Origin of the sequence: Entomomonas sp. E2T0 (assembly GCF_025985425.1) — a bacterium.
Lineage (GTDB): Bacteria > Pseudomonadota > Gammaproteobacteria > Pseudomonadales > Pseudomonadaceae > Entomomonas.
In genome coordinates this window covers 2,202,661-2,220,747 of record NZ_CP094972.1, presented here as the reverse complement: position 1 = coordinate 2,220,747, position 18,087 = coordinate 2,202,661, and the positions used below count along the sequence as shown (strand labels likewise).

The following is an 18,087-nucleotide window of genomic DNA, read 5'->3' as shown; positions in this document are numbered from 1 at the left end:
ACCATGAAAAGCAATGCTATTTTAAAGTTTATTGTAGTAGGTGTGATCGCTTTTATATTAGTTCTGGTATTAGTTCCTAGTGGTAAAAAAAGTGGCTCTTTTGCTGATGATCCCTCATTACATCTGTCAGCCGATGAAGCCAAAGCATTAGGTATCGAAGGAGATACTGCAAAAGATACATTAGCTACGCTATTAGGTCAGATGAAACAAACCCGTCGGGAAATTCAGGATGTAAAGAATAAGAATGATGAGTTGTTAAAAGAGAATGATCGCTTAAGAGCAAGAGAATCTGACTTTACTGGTCGAATTAATAAGGCAGTTTCTGATGCAACAGCCAATGCACGTGAGGAAATTCTTAAAGCACAAGAAAATGCCAATAAGGAGTTTAATACCAAAACCAAGGGCATTATGGATAAGTTTAATTTCCTTCAGGGCAAGATCGGTGATTTAACAAGTAATCAAAACGCTCAGCTACCTATTGGTGGCTCTAACTTAGCCAATGAGGATAATGAGCCTAAAGGTATTATTTGGGTTGAACCAGATGATGCTATTGTTGTTGACCCTAGAAATAATCAAAAGAATACTGGCTTTGCTTTTCCTAATGCCTTTGGTAGTACTGTATCAGAAAAGAACAAAAGCTTTAATGACAGTTTAGATCAAGTAAAAAAGCCACTTGAGCTACGTAAAGTACATTACTCAGATGAAGATCGTTTAAAGGATGAGAAACCTGTGTATACGATTGCACAAAACTCTACTTTTGTGGGTTCCACTGCGATGACTGCATTGATCGGTAGAGTACCTGTTAACGGTACAGTATCAGATCCCTACCCTTTTAAGGTGTTAGTAGGTAAAGATAATCTAGCAGCCAATGGCTTTGATTTACCTGAAGTGCATAGTGCAGTGATGTCAGGCACTGCTACAGGTGATTGGACATTATCCTGTGTACGAGGTCAGATTGACTCCATTACCTTTGTATTTGAGGATGGCACTATTCGCACGGTGCCAGAACCTGTTAAAGCTTCACGTTCCAATGGTAATAATAACACCAGTAATACCAATACTAGCAAAATCAGAGGTGGTTTAGGGTATATCTCTGATCCTGTGGGTATTCCTTGTGTCAGTGGTGAACGCAAATCCAATGCTAAAGAGTACATTGGTACTCAATCATTAATTACTGCGGCAGGTGCAGGTTTAGCTTCTGTATTAAGTAAAGATGATAAAGGCAGTAATGGCGGTTATTACAGCAGTAATAACAGTACTTCTAGTGATCGTAATGGTGCACTTAATACTATTTTATCGGGTGGTGTTGAGGATGTACGTAACTGGGTTAATAAACTCTATGGTGAGGCCTTTGCAGCTATCTATGTACCGCCTCATGCTGAGATTGCAGTGCATATTGACCAAGAAATTATGATTGATTATGAACCTAATGGTAGAAAGGTAAGACACAATGCATACACTACAAAAAACAGTTCTCTTGATTAGTTTAGCTTTGGTATTAACGGGTTGTTATACCTCTAAGGATAAGATGTTTCCTAATGATGGTAAAACCATGATGGAAGTCTTTAATAGTTCAGGAACGGGTACTAATCAACAACTATTAGATACCCGATCAACATTAAGACGCTCTGTAGATATTCCCCATGAGCTACAAGAGCCTTATACCCGTACAGCCATTAATGAAATTAATAGCCAATTTCAACGTTTGCCCAACCCTGACTTGGTGATGTATGTATACCCTCACTTAGCAGGTGCAGAGCAAGTGCCCGTACCAGGATACTCTACTGTTTTTCCCCTTTATAGCAAAGTGCAATATGCCATGCCTGGTGAACGTAAAGAGGATTATTAAATGTTAGATAAAGTAAAACAGTTTTTATTTACTAAAAAACAGGTAGCAGCGCAGCAAACTGAAACGACTGAAAACTCTAGCACTAACGCTAATCAATCAATATCATCATGGCGTAATCCCAAGCAACCAAGAGCTACTAAATTAGATGAACAAGAGAAAATCTATTCCCATCAACCAGGGTTCTCTGATTTTTTACCTTGGGTGGAGTACCTAGAAGATGGGCAATGTTTTTTATTAGAGGATGGTAAGTCCGTAGGTGCGATCTTTGATTTAGTGCCTATAGGCACTGAAGGAAGAACCTCGGATTGGTTACAAAATGCCAGAGACATTGTTGAAGATGCGCTACAAGACAGCTTTGATGAGCTAGACACAGAACCTTGGGTGGTGCAGTTCTTTTGCCAAGATGATAATAATTTTACTCCTTATTTAGACCAATTAGCTGATTATATAAAGCCTCAAGCCAAAGGCTCTACTTATAGTGATTATTATTTAGCATTGACAGAACTCCATACTCAGTCAATCACTAAATCAGGTGGTTTATTTGTTGATAACAAAATTACTAAATTGCCTTGGCGTGGTCAAAATAGATGTACTCGTTTAGTCATCTATCGTTGGTTACTACCTAATCATAAGGTAAAAGAAGGTCAACAGTCTCCAGAACAATTACTTAATCAAACCTGTGAAAAAGTCACTGTAGGTTTAGCAGGTGCTTCTATTAAAGCCAATCGGATGGATGCTAAAGGTTTTTATCAATGGTTAATGCCTTGGTTTAACCCCAGTCCTAAATTAACCGATGATGACCCTATTCAGTTTTACCGTAAAGTACCTTACTTAAACCGTAAAGCCAATGATCCTGATGATAATGAGTTATTAGACTTACCTTTTGATCATGATTTTGCTGAACGTTTATTTTTTAATGAGCCACGTTCTGATATTGAAAAAGGTTTATGGTACTTTGATGATGTGCCACATAAGATTGTAGTGGTCGATCAACTGAGAGACCCACCCAAAGTAGGACAACTCACAGGGGAAATTCAGGTAGGTGATCAGTTAAATGCAATGTTTGATAGACTACCTGAAAACACTATTTTATCTATGACAATGTTAGTTACACCACAGGATGTATTAGAGGATCATCTTAATTTACTCTTTAAAAAAGCCATTGGCGATAATATCGCTTCTACCACCACCCGTAGTGATGTAAACAATGCTAGAAGCCTTATTGCGTCCAAGCATAAGTTGTATAAAGGTACCATTGCTTTTTATGTGAGAGCAGACGATGAAAAGCACCTTAGAAAACGTATTATTCAGCTGACTAATATCATCACCAATGCAGGACTACAGCCTGTGCGTGATGGTGAAGAAGTAGCAGCTTGTAATTCGTATATTAGATGGCTACCAATGGTGTTTAATCCTAATGAGGATCGTAAAAATTGGTATACAAGGTATATCTTTGCTCAACATATTGCTAATTTAGCTCCTTTATGGGGCAGATCAGTGGGTACGGGGCATCCCTGTATCTCATTTTTTAATCGGGGTGGCTCTCCAGTCACTCTTGATCCATTATCCCAATTAGATCGAGCCATGAATGCTCATATGCTTATCTTTGGTCCTACAGGTGCAGGTAAGTCAGCTACCTTAGTAGCCATTATTATGCAAGCAATGGCTGTGTACCGCCCTCGTATTTTTATTGTTGAGGCAGGTAATTCTTTTGGTCTGTTAGGTCAGTTCTTTAAATTACAAGACTTAAGTGTCAACCAGGTTTCCTTAAAACAAGGCTCTGGTATTACTTTAGCACCTTTTAATGATGCTAAGTTATTAATTGAAAAACCTGATGTAGTGGCTACTTTTGAAGTAGATTCCGACAAGCCTGAAGATGATTTACCCACTAGTGAGGAAGAAGATGAAGCAGACTCGCAGCGTGATATCTTAGGTGAACTAGAAATCATTGCAAGACTGATGATTACTGGGGGTGAACCTAAAGAAGAACACCGTCTTACTCGTGCTGATCGCTCCCTAATACGTCAATGTATTTTAGATGCAGCAGCACTTTGTGTAAAAGAAAACAGGGCTGTGTTAACAGAGGATATTTATAAGGCCTTAAAACTAGCCTCCCAAGACCCTACTCTACGGGAAATTCGCAGCGAACGCATTAATGAGATGGCTGAGTCTATGCTACTGTTTACGCAAGGCATGGATGGGGAGATATTTAATCGTGAGGGTGTGACATGGCCTGAGTCAGATGTAACGGTTGTGGACCTTGCTACTTATGCTCGTGAAGGTTACGAAGCACAGATGGCCATTAGTTATATTTCCTTAATGAATACCGTTAATAATATTGCTGAACGTGACCAATATTCAGGTCGTCCGATTATTATGATCACCGATGAAGGGCATATTATTACTAAAAATCCCCTGGTAGCTCCTTATGCAGTCAAAATTACTAAGATGTGGCGTAAATTGGGTGCATGGTTTTGGCTCGCTACACAAAACTTAGCTGACTTTCCTGATGCAGCTGAAACCATGTTGAACATGATCGAATGGTGGTGCTGTTTAAATATGCCACCTGATGAGATCAATGCTATTGCTCGATTTAAGAGCTTAAATGAACCACAAAGGCAATTACTACTTTCAGCCTCTAAAGAACCCCGTAAATATACTGAAGGCGTCATTTTATCTAAGCGTAATGAGCTTATGTTTAGAGCTGTACCACCTAGCTTAGTATTAGCACTTGCAGAAACTGAGCCAGAGGAGAAGAAAGAACGTCATGATTTAATGAAACAACATAACTGTTCTGAGCTTGAGGCAGTATTTATTAAGGCTGAAATATTAGACAAGGCAAGAGGTGTAGCAACACTACCTTGGAAACATTTTTTTGAAACTAAGGAATAAAATAACTTAGATTTATATGATTTTATCATTGATACGCTAAATATTTTTTTATAAACGATTTACTTTAATAAATAATGGAAAAAATTATATATGACTGATTTTACAAAAAAGCTTTATGACAGGATTGCTCCAGATATTAACTTAGATAAAGCACGAGAAAGTTTAGCAGTAATAAAGGACGAACATGATAAGCTTTTAGCAGAATCAGGTGTGGATACAATGCTGCTTAATGAAATGATAGAGAACGATTTACAAGGGTCAATAGAAAATATATGCTCGGGGGTACTAGTTGATACGGTAGGTATTTTAACAGTTAGTCGTTTAATGGTAGATTATAAGCAGCCTTATGGTACTAGAAAGGATGGGTGTGAGTTATTAGCACTACTGGCAGCTTTTGATCCTGATCTGGGCTATTGGTATCTACATATAAGACCTTTACCTAATCAAAAAAATATTGAAAGACCAAAGTATGCCGCTTCACTTATCTGTTTAAGTGTTTATTTGGATGGTTATAGTGATTATTTTTTTGATAAATTTTATCACTGGATAAAGCAACCTAATGTCCTTAAACAAGAGATGAAAGTAAATAAAAAAGGAAATCTAAAAGATTTCATTCAACATAATGCATACAAAGAGTACGATAATTTCACTAGTGTATTGGCTGAGTTTGAATTAACTATGGAGGAGTTTTATTTTAATAGGCAGGATTCACGTTTTGAGTGCTTATTTGAAGGAGATGAGGAGGTTGGCTACTCAATTTTACCACTTAATGAGAAAATAAAATCACTCTATCTTAGTGGCAATGAATAGGTGGCTTCATTCGATGTGGTATAATTCTTTTACAATTATATATTTTATAGGAATAAGTAATGAACAAAGCAGAACTGGTTAAAGCAATAAGTGAAAAAGCAGACATTCCTAATACGCAAGCAACTAAAGTACTAAATGCTTTTTTAGAAACGGTAACTGAAACCTTACAGCAAGGTGACTCATTAGTTTTAGTAGGTTTTGGCACATTTACTGTAAAAGAAAGATCGGCACGTATGGCACGTAACCTACAAACTGGCAAGCCAATTAAAGTACCTGCTAAAAAAGCCCCTCTATTCAAACCTGGCAAGACTTTAAAAGACACTGTTAATACTGCTTCAGCTAAAAAGTCTAAAAAGTCTAAAAAGAAATAATTTTATAATAGGCCCAGTTTTAACTGGGTTTATTTTTTAACTTTCCTACCTCATGATACTTAAAATAACTGGGTATTTTTTGAAATTTAAATATATCTATCTAAATAGATTCTCTATTTTTCTTTATATTATCTTTTTTATGCTAAGTGCATGGTCATTATATTATCCTGATAAAGCCATCGACTGTATTCCATTATTAATCGCTGTTTTTGGCATGATACGCTATGTATCTTATATAAAAGACTTTAAACTACGGCTTAATTTTAACAGTTCATTAAAATCAGAAATTGAGAAAACTATTAATAAGTACGTTTCTAATAATATTGATTGTGCTGTTATTAAAGAACAACTCTGCTTGAAAAAAACCTATAAACGAAAAATATCTGCTAAAATTACTTATTCAATAGATAACCAGATTATAGATATCTACTATTATTGTGATGGTTTTGGGTATCCATTAAAAAATAAAATATTAATATAAGGAAATGGTTAATTATGTTTGGTTTATTTAATCTATTCAAAAAAAAGTACATCTATCCTAAACGAACTATTCCTCAATATTCTGGTTACAATCTTTTACTTGCTGAAGAAATAGTACTGTTAAGAGAGTCACTAAAACAGCATGTTTCTCCCCCTCCCCCTGATCTTATTGAGCACACTAGTACACGCTTAGTATGGCGTATTTCTCTTACTGGTAAAGAAGATCAGTATATGAAATATGATAAGCCAAATTATGTTCATGATAACGATTTTTTAGTATATGTTGATACTGAACTGCTTTACTTGCTCTTGCTAAATGATGCACTAATTTCTAATGATAAGACGAATTATTCTTGTAAGCTCAGGAGAGATTTACCAGATGATGACAAATACCCATATGCAGAAGAAGGATTTTCTAAAGGTATTACATGGCCTGTTTCTTTAGCAACTATTAATATGGATGTAGTAGAAAATAAACCTTCAATATCTTTTACAGATGGTATAACTAGAACTATATGGCTTATTGCTAACTATGCCTCATCATTTCCTGTGTATACTAATAGTTTAGACAGTGCTAATAACTTAAATATTATTGCAGGATTAACCGATGAGCCAATATCAGTGTGTGACATGTTTAAAAACACATAATATCTCGTGCTAATCATTAGTATATCCACTGTTTGACAGTGATCTATTTATTTAGATACTATGCCAAAGCATGAATACGCATTTTTTACTTACCTTCTTCAATAAGATCGGCCTAAGTATTAGTATTAAGAATATAACCATAAATAGTTAACACTAGATAATATGAGGCATATCTATGTTTAAGGCGACTAATAGCATCCATTTTAATGGGAATGGGTTAGATACTTCTGCTAAGTTACAAGCAAAGCATTATTCTAATAAATACATCATTTAAAGACTATGCTATGCTAAAACAACAACTTTATATATTTTTTCTTTTATGGTGTTTTATTTTTTCAGTAAATGCACAGTCAATAAATAAGGTATCATGGCCAATAAATTGGTCTCAGCAAGAAATTGGATTAGATATAAAGCTTACTACTCATATTAAAAAAGACTCAAAACTAGTTGCCACCCAGATTCCAGATAAAAGAAGTGAAAAACTCTATGTACTAGATGAGTTTGCACTACTACCTAATATCAAGAGTACCTTATATGCTGATAAAAATAAGCTTGTGCTAGTAAACTATTCATCTAGTGGAAAATATATTGATCACCGTATTGTTGCTGCGACATTAAAAAACTATCCAGATACACCTATATATTCCATACTCAATACCCAAGAAAAAACCATTATGCTATATGCCTACAATAATTTTGGTTCAGATTATGATGAAACTCCAATAAAAATACATTCAGATGGCCACTTTCAAGACCTTATTTCAACTATTAATATGGAGCTAAATGTAACTTCTAATGTTGCTCTTATTGGCTGTAATAGCTATGGTTTAGATGGTTTATATCCTACCCATGAGAGATGGTTATTAGTTTCACCCTATCAACAAATAGCTAAATCAATAACTACTTTAAGGTATGGTTATGATTTTATTGGGTCACACATTACCTTAATAGACGAACCCTATGAATATCCAGGTGACGATACACCATACCTTCTAGCTTTTAAAGGGAACGATACACCAGAAGATATACTGTTTTATCAGTCACAAAATATGTCCCTGCAACAACTAAATCAGCTAAAACAACAGCTTAAACACACTCAATGGTCAGAGCTTATAGATGGTAGAAAGGATGGTAATATTATTTCAGAAACTAAAGCTACTATTCAGCAGATTAATGAACAATTTCAATTAATATACCTTCAATATAATGAAGGTGGTTTTCTGATCACTAGAAATAAAGATACTATTTCATCTGTTACTCATGTACAACGATATGACTTATTTAAAATAAATAATAAATTATATCTTGTAACACACCTATCCTCAGAAGGTGCAAGATATGTTGTTTATGAGATTACTAATAATAGTCTTATACAACTAGAAGATTTTACAATTGCTTGTTGTTAATGTGGTAAATAACTGCCTATTAGACGATGTATTATGATGAGATATTTACTATTTACCCTACTCCTAATTTCCTCCATATCTTATGCTGACACAATCAATTGTAAAGTAGTTGGTGTGAGTGATGGAGACACTATCACTTGCTTAACTACTCAAAAAGAACAAATTAAGGTAAGACTCTATCAAATAGATGCTCCAGAAAAAGGCCAAGACTTTGGCAATCGTTCTAAACAAGCGTTATCTGATCTAATTTTTAATAAAGAAGTCAGTATAAGAACACATGGAAAGGATAAATATAGAAGAATATTAGGAACTATTTATTATAAAACAATAGTATGTAGCTACCCTGCTGCCACAAAATCTAACCCTAGCTGCACTATAAAGAAGGATATTAATCTAAGCATGATCCAATTAGGTATGGCGTGGTACTACCCATTTACTAAGAAAAATGGTAGTTATGATAAAGAACAAGCGATAGCTAAACACAATAAAGTTGGTCTATGGTCTCAAAAAGCCATTGCTCCTTGGGAATTTAGAAAGAGTAAAAAAGTAAAAAATAAATAAAATTGGATGCTCTTTACTTCTCAGCAAGTATTTGTTGTATTTTGTCCATGTCTTGTACACTTGCAATAATTAGCACTATATTATAATTATTAACTTGTCTATTATACTAAAATAGTAGTTTGCACTTTTTACTTTCAATCTTCAACCAGATAGACTTTAGTATTAAGGATATGATTATCTATTCTATTGGATTAAATAGGGAGTACCGATGTTTGAGGCAGCCAATACTAGCCATTTCTATTTGGATGTACAAGGATTAGATACTAAAGCAACATTGCAGGTATTATCATTTAATGGTTTGGAAGCCATCTCCAGTGATTATGCTGTTGAGATCACTTTGGTCTGTGATCATCTTCGCTATGATATCACTCAGTTATTAAGTAAACCTGCTTTTTTATCTTTTGATAGTAATAAAACCACTGGCTGTCATGGCGTTATTCAAAACGTTAAGCGAGCTGCTGTTGGTAAGCATTATGCTACCTTTAAAGTTGTACTTACCCCTACTCTTTCTCATCTCAAAAAACGGGTCAATCAACGGGTATTTCGTAATAAAACTGTTCCAGAGATTATCAGTACGGTATTGTCTGAATATGGTTTAGCGCAAGGTCATGACTTTTCTTTTAAATTGAAAGAGTCTTATCCTATCCGTGAATACTGCACTCAATATGATCAGGACGATTATAGTTTCATTAATCATTTAGCTGAATCTGAGGGTATTTTTTACTTTTTTACACATAGTAAAGAAGGTCATACATTAACTTTTGCGGATGCTAATCCATTTTTTTCTAGTTTGTCTCAAGCAATTAAGTATGTGAGTGATACAGGCTTTGTGGCTGATGAACGGGTGATTAAGTCGTTTGATATTGGTCTATCCAGTTGTACTACTGAAGCTTCTTTTAGAAATTATAATTTTACTAATATGAAGATTCCTGAAGGCAATGCCCAAGGCTTACAAAGTGATAAAGCTAATGAAGCCATAGAACCCCCATTAGAAAGTTATGATTATCCCAGTAGACATGATAATAAACAAAGAGCCGATCAGCTTGCTAAGATTGAAATAGAGCGTTTAAGAGCTACTCAAGTGTTAGCCGAAGCCAATAGTGATGTCATAGGGCTTCATCCAGGGTTGTTTATTACGGTAACAGGGTATCTCTTAAAAGATGTGGAACAGCCTTGGTTAATTCGTGAGATTTGTCATGCAGGGAAACAACCTGCGGTATTGGAAGCCTTTGGTGATATGCATACTGCTAATAGTGCTACTACTAATAGTCAATTATATCGGTATATTAATTATCCCTTTTCTGAAACATTACAATTTCCTTTAGAGGATTTTGCTCAAGGCTATCGAAATGTGTTTGTATTGTCTCCCCAAGATGTACCTTATAGACCTGAGAGGTTATACCCTAAGCCTAAGATATTAGGTGCACAGACAGCTATTGTGTGTGGTCCTACAGGGGAGGAGATTTATTGCGATGAGTATGGCCGCATAAAAATTCAGTGTCACTGGGACAGAGAAGGTAATTACGACGAGCACTCCTCTCATTGGGTAAGAGTAGCCAGTAATTGGGCACATAATTCTTATGGCACCGTTGTCATACCTCGTGTGGGTATGGAGGTTTTAGTGGAATATGAGGAAGGTGACCCTGATTTTCCTCTTGTGGTAGGTGCACTACATAATGGCATTAATAAGGTACCTTATGAGTTACCTGCTAATAAAACCAGATCCGTATTTAAAACAAGTTCTTCTAAAGGTGGTGTAGGTTCTAATGAGTTTAGAATAGAAGATAAGGCAGGTGAAGAACAAATCTTTGTGCAAGCTCAGAAGGACTTTGATCAGCTAACTAAGAATAATCATATAGTGCAAGTCAATAATAACTCACACCTTCAGGTAAACAACGAACATAGTGAAACCATTAAAAAGAACCGTTATCAAAAGCAAGAAAGTGAGGAGCATCATTTAACAGAACTTGACCGCAAAACTCAAATACTGATGAATGACTATAAAACAGTAGGCATCTCAGAACATGAAACCATAGGTACCATTAAAACCGTAGAAGCAGGTATGGAGATCCATCTTAAAAGTGGTCTCCAGACAGTGATAGATGGAGGTCTTAGTCTTACTCTTAAAGCGGCTGGTCAACATATCGTGCTTAATCCAATGGGTATTTGGATGACTCAACCCCAATGGACAGGTGGTATACCTATGATGGGTACACCTTCTGTACCATTACCACCTTTAAGTAACGATAAAGAAGTAGCAGCCACAACATCACCCCCTGTGGTCTTAGCCCAACGCCAAGCATTATTAAAATCACAACCACGTTGTGAGATTTGTGAAAAAATGGCAGCAGAACAGACTAGAGTGAGTGCATAATGACAATAAATACCTATGCATTAATAGATGGCGTAATGCGTCAAACCGCTATAAAAGAGGTGTATAAGGCAAAACAGCCTATACAAGTTATTCCACTTTATATAGGAACATGTTTTCAAGATAATTACGACTTAGGACCAATTCTGGTGGCAGCACTAAATGGCTCGCATCTCATCACGCAAATCCAACAAGATTGGGCAGACAGTGCCACTATTTTACAAACTGATCAATCTTTACAGACTGTAGCAGAACACCTTAAACAATTTATCACGGTAACTGATGATTCAGGTAGTAATGCCTTATTTCGTTTTGCTGATCCATTAACCACATGGTATTGGCTAAACAGCTATCATGGAAATATCCCACTGGATATTTTTGGCCCAATTAAAACATGGCAAGTCAGTAACCCCATACCTGATTGGCAGCAGCCACAAACTGCACAATGGCAAATATTTGCACCTCTACCAGAGGCAACGTTTACTCACATTAGGCTAGACTATTTAAACGAACCACAAGTACAGGCATTAGATCAAGCGGCTGACTTTCGTTTTAAAAATAAACTATACCAATGGTTACAAACTGAGCGTGCAGACATATTACAATCCAAAACAGCTGAGCAAATTAGTCAATGGTTTGAGCTAGCAATGGTTAAAGTAAATACTTATAATCTAACCAATCAACGTACTATTGCACAATGGGTAGACCTGTGTACAGATTATGGACTAGATTTTATCAGTCAGGAAAATAGCCCCTATCAACAATGGCTACAACAAAATAGTCAATACAAAAGTTTACCTATTGATATAAAAATACAACACTTTTATGACTATACTATAGAACTAAGCTAACAGGATTAATAAGGAAATACTAGCATCATGACACAAACAACCTATACCGTAAAAAAAGGTGAATCCTTAGCCCAAATAGCTGCAAAATTTAACCTCTCTGTTAATGACCTTAAACAAGCAAATAACATCCCTGTCAATAACAACCTAATACACCCTGCACAAACACTTATTATTCCTGATAAAACCACCAATCAACTAAATAACCCCTTATCAACAAACCGTAAACAGGCTAGAAAAGACAGCCTTAATACCGCATTCCAACCCGATCCTAAAGGTATAGGCACTTGTCCTATACTAGATAAAATCAGAATCTTTCCTGTACGCTACGCAATAGACGAATCCCCAACTAAAAAAGGAACCTCACAAGGAGCGCATCCAATTCCTGATGATTGGGATTGGCCACTCACCCCTAAAAAATACTTTCCACAAATAAATACCCGTAGCTATACCTTACGTCAACTAAGAGATGGTTGGCTTTATGTTTACGACTGGACAGATGATGAACTCCATGAATACGAAATTAAAGGCGATACCTTTACCTTAATCAATATTTTTGACCGCAATGCCAAAGAAAAACAGCGTGACCCTAAAAAACAAAATGATAACCAACAAAAACCACAACAAGGTGACACAAAAAAATACCTTGAATACCAAGCCCACAGAATATTTTTATCCTATTCAGCGGTGCGCTGTACAGATAGAATAAAAATAAAACTGTGTACACCATTCTTTAGTAAATGGGCAAGACAGCTAGATTTAAATACCTACTGTACAGATCAAGACAGAACACTACCACATACTAAGTCCATTGCTGAACTAGGTAAATATGTTGCAGATATAAAACCAAATGCGTTACACCACAAAAGCTATATAGAAAAAAATCCTTACCCTAATCCTAGCTTTGCCACAACCAGTACACCTACGGTTTCACAAGCCAGTGATGCAGCAGAAACACAACATATAAAACCCATCATAAATGAAACCACCATCCAAGGGGCTATGCCTACTATGGATACAGGTATCTTTGTGGCACTAGATGACCCACTGGCCATAATAGACGACCTTACCATCAACCTAGCAGGCAGATGGGGCGAAGGCTACCAGTTTGAACAAGACAACGCCCATAAAGCAGGTGTAGCAGAACAATGTCTAGGGCTTATAGGGGCAGAACTAAAAGACTTTGTACCCGATAGAATTAGCCATAATGAAAATAAGCCAGAAGAATACTATGAATGCTTAAAAGACATCTATGCCCTACTAGAAAAACAAACCCGTACATGGGAACCTGGCACAGTTAATCCCAATATAGACATTATGAGCGAAAGTGGTCGTTACAAAATTAGACAGCGTGATGAGCTCGCTTGGCAATATGTAGACTTCAAAAAGAAATGGCATTACCGTGTAGAAGAATATCAACCAGAAGATACCAGTACCCACCATACTATAGCACTAGACGATATATTCCCTGCTAGTCAAAATGCACCTACCATACACCTATCCGAAAGATGGCGTGCAAAATACAAAGAATGGGATACCGTAAAAACATGGCGAGAAGACCTTCGCTTTGATGAAATGGTAGACTACCTTATCCAAATAGCCAAAGACAAAAAACGCTATCAAGACCATATACACAAATACCAACCTGACCTTATCGCATGGCTCAATAAACTAGATGGCAATGTAGAATCTGTATTCTTAGACCCCATTGATGAAGACCAAGCAAAAGAACTGCTTGAAACAACAGAAACCATCACCGCCTTCCTAAACCAAACTGCCCAAGGAAAAGAATGGATAAAACTACAATTCAATGATCCCCAAGTATTTATTGGACTAGCCCACTACAACTTTAGCAAAGAACTCTACGAATTTATCAAGAACATTATTGCTGAGATAGAAGCACTTACAGAAAAACAACTAGCACAAAAAATAGCTACTGCGAAACAAGGTCAAACACCCGAACTACAAGGATTACTAGGAGAAAGAGAAGGCATTCTGAGAGCCTTAGACAAAGTCAGTGCAGTTAATCGGGCTAATGAAATTGCCAGTGTTATCTCATTAGACATGGTAAAAAACCATGCCCTCTACAAAACCCTAGATGACGTAACCCACAAGCTCTTTGACACGCTCTATAAAATGAGCAATAACAGCACCAAATACCTCCTACAAGGTATTGCTAACAACACAATGGCTCTCCTAGACAATGTCAGCCTGCTTGCCTATGCTGCTAAAGCAACCATTGTTAACTTAGGCCCCTCTGGAGAAAAAATATACCTCACCCGTAATCAACGCTTTGCCACAGAAATGGCAGATTGGCAAGCAGCGATAAAAGCAAAAAAACAAGAAATTACAAAACTGACCGATAAAAAAGCCATAACCCTTGCCAAACAACAACTCAACCTTTTAGAGTCAACCCCACCGTACAAATGGTATATAGAAATAGGCACAAGCCACCAAGGGGTACCTATTATGAACTATAGACCACTGCTAAATGCCCTACTCAGCAGAGCCAGTGACACCAAAACACTGGCCTTAGTAAAAGAATGGACAACCCAAGGACGCCATATAATCAAAGGCTCCGAACTACCACTGATTGTATTAGCAGCCAACCTCTACAACTTTGGCTCTGTTGCCAAAGAACTACAACAGAGCTATACCCCTGAAAAAATGAAAGAATTTGTAGCATCGGCAGGTTATGCTATAAACACAGCTATGTCTATTTGGGTTTCGCCTGTTGCTAGTTCTATTAGCCCTCATTTATTTAACAAAAAAATAAGGGTTGTTTCCAGAAGCTTAAATTATTGGCTTGCTCGAACCAGTGGTACAAGGGTAGAAATAGCTAATTTAATGTCTAGTTTACGTAGTGGTTTTATGATGATGTCATTAGTAGGTACTGTTGCTGCTGGATTTGAATTATGGGGAGCAGTAGATGAGCTTAAAAACACAACCAGTACAGAAGAACATTACTGGGCTTGGGGTAAAGTTTTTATACTAGGCCTTATGGCAGGTAGTATGGGCATTCAAACATTATTATCATTTACTGCGGTGTGGTTTAAATTTGGTTGGTTTGCTTTACATCCTGGCTTTGCGATAGCTGCTTTAATTTTAGGTGTAATTTATTTAGCCGTATCAACTTATGCTAAATACTATAAACGTGATGGCGTTCGTTTATGGTTACATCGTTGCAGTTGGGGCAAAAATGAAAACTTTTGGCCTGATACTGAAAATGGGCATCTACAAGAATACCATGCGCTTTATAAAGCTGTACTACAACCTACAGTTATTGTAAATCCATTAGCTAAACAATTATTAAGCCCTGATGAGCGAACTAGGGCAATGTTAGGCAATTCCCATGAAAGTATTTGGGTAGGGATTGCACTTCCAGAAAAAATGGAGGGACATAATATTATAATAGATCTACTTTTAGTAGATACTAAAACCCAGAAGAAACTACCCTTATCAACTACATTTTATCAGCAATTAGAACAAACTCGTTATTGGGCAAAAACTTCTAAACCAGATCAGCCATTACAACTACCGAAGTATCCCTTAAAAACAGTTCAAGCAGATACATATTATAGTGCAGACAATAAACATAGACTTTTATATATTTGGTTAGATACAGCAAGTATTGATAAAGATACTCATATTACTTTAGAAGTTAAAATAACTTACCCTAAAATAGTATTTAATAGCCAAAACAATGAGCAGTTAACAGATCACTATCTATATCGGTTAGAACTGAATGATAAAACCTATAATACTCCCTGTAAAATGGTATTAGATGATTATCATCAAAAGTCTATCCCTAAAGAACAACAGTTAGGTACCAGTTTAACTCAAAATAGCCCCCAAATTATTTGGGTACCCACTGTTACAAGTAGTTAATAGGATATTTATGTTATTCAACAAAAAAACTAAACCAGATTATTATAATCAAGTTAAATGGTATCACACACAGTACCCTATGTTGAAAACATGGGATATTTGGGCGGTTAATAATAATCTTATTGTTGCTAGAATCATTTTTAGTTTTATAGTTTTTATATTTTTAATAGTACCTATAACAGGATTTTTCTTTTTAAGAGAACCAGAAGACCCATTTGGTTGGCCATTGCTAATTATTTTTTCTATACCTATACTTCCTATTATTTTATTTTATTTTATTTTGTTTGGAAAATTTTTATTTGTTTATCGTTGTACAGAGTATGGATTAGAATTTTATAGTGGTACAGATCTTAATAGAAAATTTATAATAGGTACTATTATTATTATTGTTGTTGGCGTTATTGTCATATTGTATGCAGCTATTGATACTAATCAACCAGAAGTGCTTTGGTTAGCCTTAATAGGACCTGGAGGTATGGGGTTAGCCGCTTTATCTCGCTTAAAATTTAAGGAAAACTTATCTAAAAAAGTTTTAACTAACCATAAGCAACGATTATGGAAAGAAGTTACTCACATACTCATTGATAAAAAACGTAAAATCATTACGTTACAAAGGCAAAAGAAAAATAATCTCAGTGGTCAATTACAGAATTATAAAACTTTTGTATTTTGTCCTAAAGATCGATTTGATGAATTACTTATCTTCTTTAAAGAGCAAATGCCTAATATCCCATGCATAGAAGAACCTGTAAAAATAGAGTGGCGTAATTAATTCTAAGATTAGCTACCAAGAGGATTTCTCTTGGCAGCTAAATACAATGTCCTAAGTTAATTAAACACTAAAGCATTTGTTCAAATTCATTGATTGCTCTGCATAATGCCTCAATATTTTCAACTGTTGGGCCATAGCCTTTACCTTGAAAAAATATACAAAACAGATCCAAACTTGGGTTATTTACATTAGTATATTCATCATATACTAGTGCTTTTCTCAGTACTTCTCTGTTTTCTACTTGGACTAAATGACATTCAATGTATGTTTTTAGTCTTTCTCGTTGGTCTACGTTCATGAATGCTGCTATTTCATTAGTAGTCACTTTACCATTAACGCTACAACAAGCATCAAAGATTAACTCTAATGTATCCTCATCATCAGGAATAAGACCTGAATCTGCTAAAAATGGATAAATACTTTGTGCAATATGAGCACCTTTAAATTGACACAGTGTGTAGTAAAGTTGATTTGTCATAGTGATTTCCTAATTTGTATAGGATGCATAAAGTACTAAGAAATCAGGCTTATGTGCCTTAATCTCCATAAAGTTTGGAATATAATCACTGATTATTTTCCAAATACTTTCATAGTATTCTTGTACATTTGTACCATCACCATTTTGTTCAACTCGCTCTCTTAAATATCCTGTCTCAATAATATGAGTACTGGATACGCCACAGCTATAATCAACTATTGGCTCACAAATACCATCCGTATCTATTTCTTTTATCTTATTCACTGCCTCGGCAGGAACCGACAAAGTATAAGTATTAGCTACTACCACATTGTCTTGTAAATAAGTAAGGCTATAATTTCTAATGATTACATCAAGGGCCTCTAATTCTTCAGTAGAAGGATCTTGATAGGTTATTCCAGCAAAGCTAATTTTAAAACTATCATTACTAGAATCCTCCTCACAGAAATTTTCCTCAATTCTTAGCAATTTTTTAGCTTGCTCATAGATAGGTGTACGAACACCACATAATAAAATATGTTGTACACGCTCTATAAACAATCTATTTAGCTTATGGCCATATTCTGATAAGTTACCTGCATTGTCTTTAAATAACGCTATAACTTCATCTTCTTCAGGTAAATTACCCTCAAATTGAATATACTCATAAAGACTATCCGCAATAGGTGAGTAGCCAGTTTCTGTTAATGCCACGATGACACGACTCATCATTA

General features: G+C 35.8%; 15 protein-coding genes. 13 read left to right on the top strand and 2 right to left on the bottom strand.

Annotated features, from left to right (window positions below; translation table 11 throughout):
* Nucleotides 1-3 precede the first annotated feature (3 nt).
* The 13 genes from MTZ49_RS10750 to MTZ49_RS10690 all read left to right on the top strand — a co-directional run bounded on the left by MTZ49_RS10750 (nucleotide 4) and on the right by MTZ49_RS10690 (nucleotide 16,896).
* Nucleotides 4-1,485 (top strand): TIGR03752 family integrating conjugative element protein, encoded by a 1,482-nt coding sequence (locus tag MTZ49_RS10750; protein ID WP_264745549.1) that lies wholly within the window; start codon nucleotides 4-6, stop codon nucleotides 1,483-1,485.
* Entirely contained in the window at nucleotides 1,451-1,849 is a 399-nt protein-coding gene (locus MTZ49_RS10745) for a TIGR03751 family conjugal transfer lipoprotein (RefSeq protein WP_264745548.1), read from the top strand. The genes MTZ49_RS10750 and MTZ49_RS10745 overlap by 35 nt, the downstream gene beginning before the upstream one ends.
* Nucleotides 1,850-4,741 carry a conjugative transfer ATPase gene (locus MTZ49_RS10740; protein ID WP_264745547.1) on the top strand — a complete coding sequence of 964 codons (2,892 nt, stop codon included), beginning with the start codon at nucleotides 1,850-1,852 and terminating at the stop codon, nucleotides 4,739-4,741.
* A 90-nt stretch (nucleotides 4,742-4,831) separates the two neighbouring features.
* Nucleotides 4,832-5,551, top strand: a complete 720-nt coding sequence (locus tag MTZ49_RS10735) for a hypothetical protein (RefSeq protein WP_264745546.1) — start codon at nucleotides 4,832-4,834, stop codon at nucleotides 5,549-5,551.
* A gap of 59 nt (nucleotides 5,552-5,610) precedes the next feature.
* Nucleotides 5,611-5,922: an HU family DNA-binding protein gene (locus tag MTZ49_RS10730; RefSeq protein ID WP_264745545.1), complete on the top strand. Its 312-nt coding sequence runs from the start codon at nucleotides 5,611-5,613 to the stop codon at nucleotides 5,920-5,922.
* A gap of 79 nt (nucleotides 5,923-6,001) precedes the next feature.
* The gene (locus MTZ49_RS10725; protein WP_264745544.1) at nucleotides 6,002-6,403 is read left to right on the top strand and encodes a hypothetical protein; all 402 of its coding nucleotides are present in this window, start codon (nucleotides 6,002-6,004) and stop codon (nucleotides 6,401-6,403) included.
* 14 nt (nucleotides 6,404-6,417) lie between these two features.
* A complete protein-coding gene (locus MTZ49_RS10720) occupies nucleotides 6,418-7,050 on the top strand; it encodes a plasmid fertility inhibition factor family protein (protein ID WP_264745543.1) in 633 nt (210 codons plus the stop codon).
* A gap of 284 nt (nucleotides 7,051-7,334) precedes the next feature.
* Nucleotides 7,335-8,456, top strand: coding sequence for a hypothetical protein (locus MTZ49_RS10715; protein WP_264745542.1), 1,122 nt, complete (start codon nucleotides 7,335-7,337; stop codon nucleotides 8,454-8,456).
* Nucleotides 8,457-8,570: 114 nt separating this feature from the next.
* Complete coding sequence (locus tag MTZ49_RS10710) at nucleotides 8,571-9,017, top strand: thermonuclease family protein (RefSeq protein WP_264745541.1); 447 nt, start codon at nucleotides 8,571-8,573, stop codon at nucleotides 9,015-9,017.
* A 208-nt stretch (nucleotides 9,018-9,225) separates the two neighbouring features.
* Nucleotides 9,226-11,391: a type VI secretion system Vgr family protein gene (locus tag MTZ49_RS10705; RefSeq protein ID WP_264745540.1), complete on the top strand. Its 2,166-nt coding sequence runs from the start codon at nucleotides 9,226-9,228 to the stop codon at nucleotides 11,389-11,391.
* Entirely contained in the window at nucleotides 11,391-12,239 is an 849-nt protein-coding gene (locus MTZ49_RS10700; protein WP_264745539.1) for a DUF4123 domain-containing protein, read from the top strand. The genes MTZ49_RS10705 and MTZ49_RS10700 overlap by 1 nt, the downstream gene beginning before the upstream one ends.
* Before the next feature lie 27 nt (nucleotides 12,240-12,266).
* Nucleotides 12,267-16,124 (top strand): toxin VasX, encoded by a 3,858-nt coding sequence (locus MTZ49_RS10695; protein ID WP_264745538.1) that lies wholly within the window; start codon nucleotides 12,267-12,269, stop codon nucleotides 16,122-16,124.
* Between the two features lie 10 nt (nucleotides 16,125-16,134).
* Nucleotides 16,135-16,896 carry a hypothetical protein gene (locus MTZ49_RS10690; protein ID WP_264745537.1) on the top strand — a complete coding sequence of 254 codons (762 nt, stop codon included), beginning with the start codon at nucleotides 16,135-16,137 and terminating at the stop codon, nucleotides 16,894-16,896.
* 67 nt (nucleotides 16,897-16,963) lie between these two features.
* Here the strand turns inward: MTZ49_RS10690 and MTZ49_RS10685 are convergent, their stop codons facing one another.
* Nucleotides 16,964-17,374, bottom strand: a complete 411-nt coding sequence (locus tag MTZ49_RS10685; protein ID WP_264745536.1) for a hypothetical protein — start codon at nucleotides 17,372-17,374, stop codon at nucleotides 16,964-16,966.
* A 9-nt stretch (nucleotides 17,375-17,383) separates the two neighbouring features.
* Complete coding sequence (locus MTZ49_RS10680; protein WP_264745535.1) at nucleotides 17,384-18,085, bottom strand: hypothetical protein; 702 nt, start codon at nucleotides 18,083-18,085, stop codon at nucleotides 17,384-17,386.
* Between the last annotated feature and the right edge of the window lie 2 nt (nucleotides 18,086-18,087).

Excerpts from the sequence above, each read along its gene's own strand:
- MTZ49_RS10690 (WP_264745537.1), top strand. The coding sequence starts at position 16,135 with ATGTTATTCAACAAAAAAACTAAACCAGATTATTATAATCAAGTTAAA.
- MTZ49_RS10700 (WP_264745539.1), top strand. The coding sequence starts at position 11,391 with ATGACAATAAATACCTATGCATTAATAGATGGCGTAATGCGTCAAACC.
- MTZ49_RS10745 (WP_264745548.1), top strand. The coding sequence starts at position 1,451 with ATGCATACACTACAAAAAACAGTTCTCTTGATTAGTTTAGCTTTGGTA.
- MTZ49_RS10685 (WP_264745536.1), bottom strand. The coding sequence starts at position 17,374 with ATGACAAATCAACTTTACTACACACTGTGTCAATTTAAAGGTGCTCAT.
- MTZ49_RS10715 (WP_264745542.1), top strand. The coding sequence starts at position 7,335 with ATGCTAAAACAACAACTTTATATATTTTTTCTTTTATGGTGTTTTATT.
- MTZ49_RS10735 (WP_264745546.1), top strand. The coding sequence starts at position 4,832 with ATGACTGATTTTACAAAAAAGCTTTATGACAGGATTGCTCCAGATATT.
- MTZ49_RS10750 (WP_264745549.1), top strand. The coding sequence starts at position 4 with ATGAAAAGCAATGCTATTTTAAAGTTTATTGTAGTAGGTGTGATCGCT.
- MTZ49_RS10705 (WP_264745540.1), top strand. The coding sequence starts at position 9,226 with ATGTTTGAGGCAGCCAATACTAGCCATTTCTATTTGGATGTACAAGGA.
- MTZ49_RS10680 (WP_264745535.1), bottom strand. The coding sequence starts at position 18,085 with ATGATGAGTCGTGTCATCGTGGCATTAACAGAAACTGGCTACTCACCT.
- MTZ49_RS10695 (WP_264745538.1), top strand. The coding sequence starts at position 12,267 with ATGACACAAACAACCTATACCGTAAAAAAAGGTGAATCCTTAGCCCAA.
- MTZ49_RS10740 (WP_264745547.1), top strand. The coding sequence starts at position 1,850 with ATGTTAGATAAAGTAAAACAGTTTTTATTTACTAAAAAACAGGTAGCA.
- MTZ49_RS10730 (WP_264745545.1), top strand. The coding sequence starts at position 5,611 with ATGAACAAAGCAGAACTGGTTAAAGCAATAAGTGAAAAAGCAGACATT.
- MTZ49_RS10720 (WP_264745543.1), top strand. The coding sequence starts at position 6,418 with ATGTTTGGTTTATTTAATCTATTCAAAAAAAAGTACATCTATCCTAAA.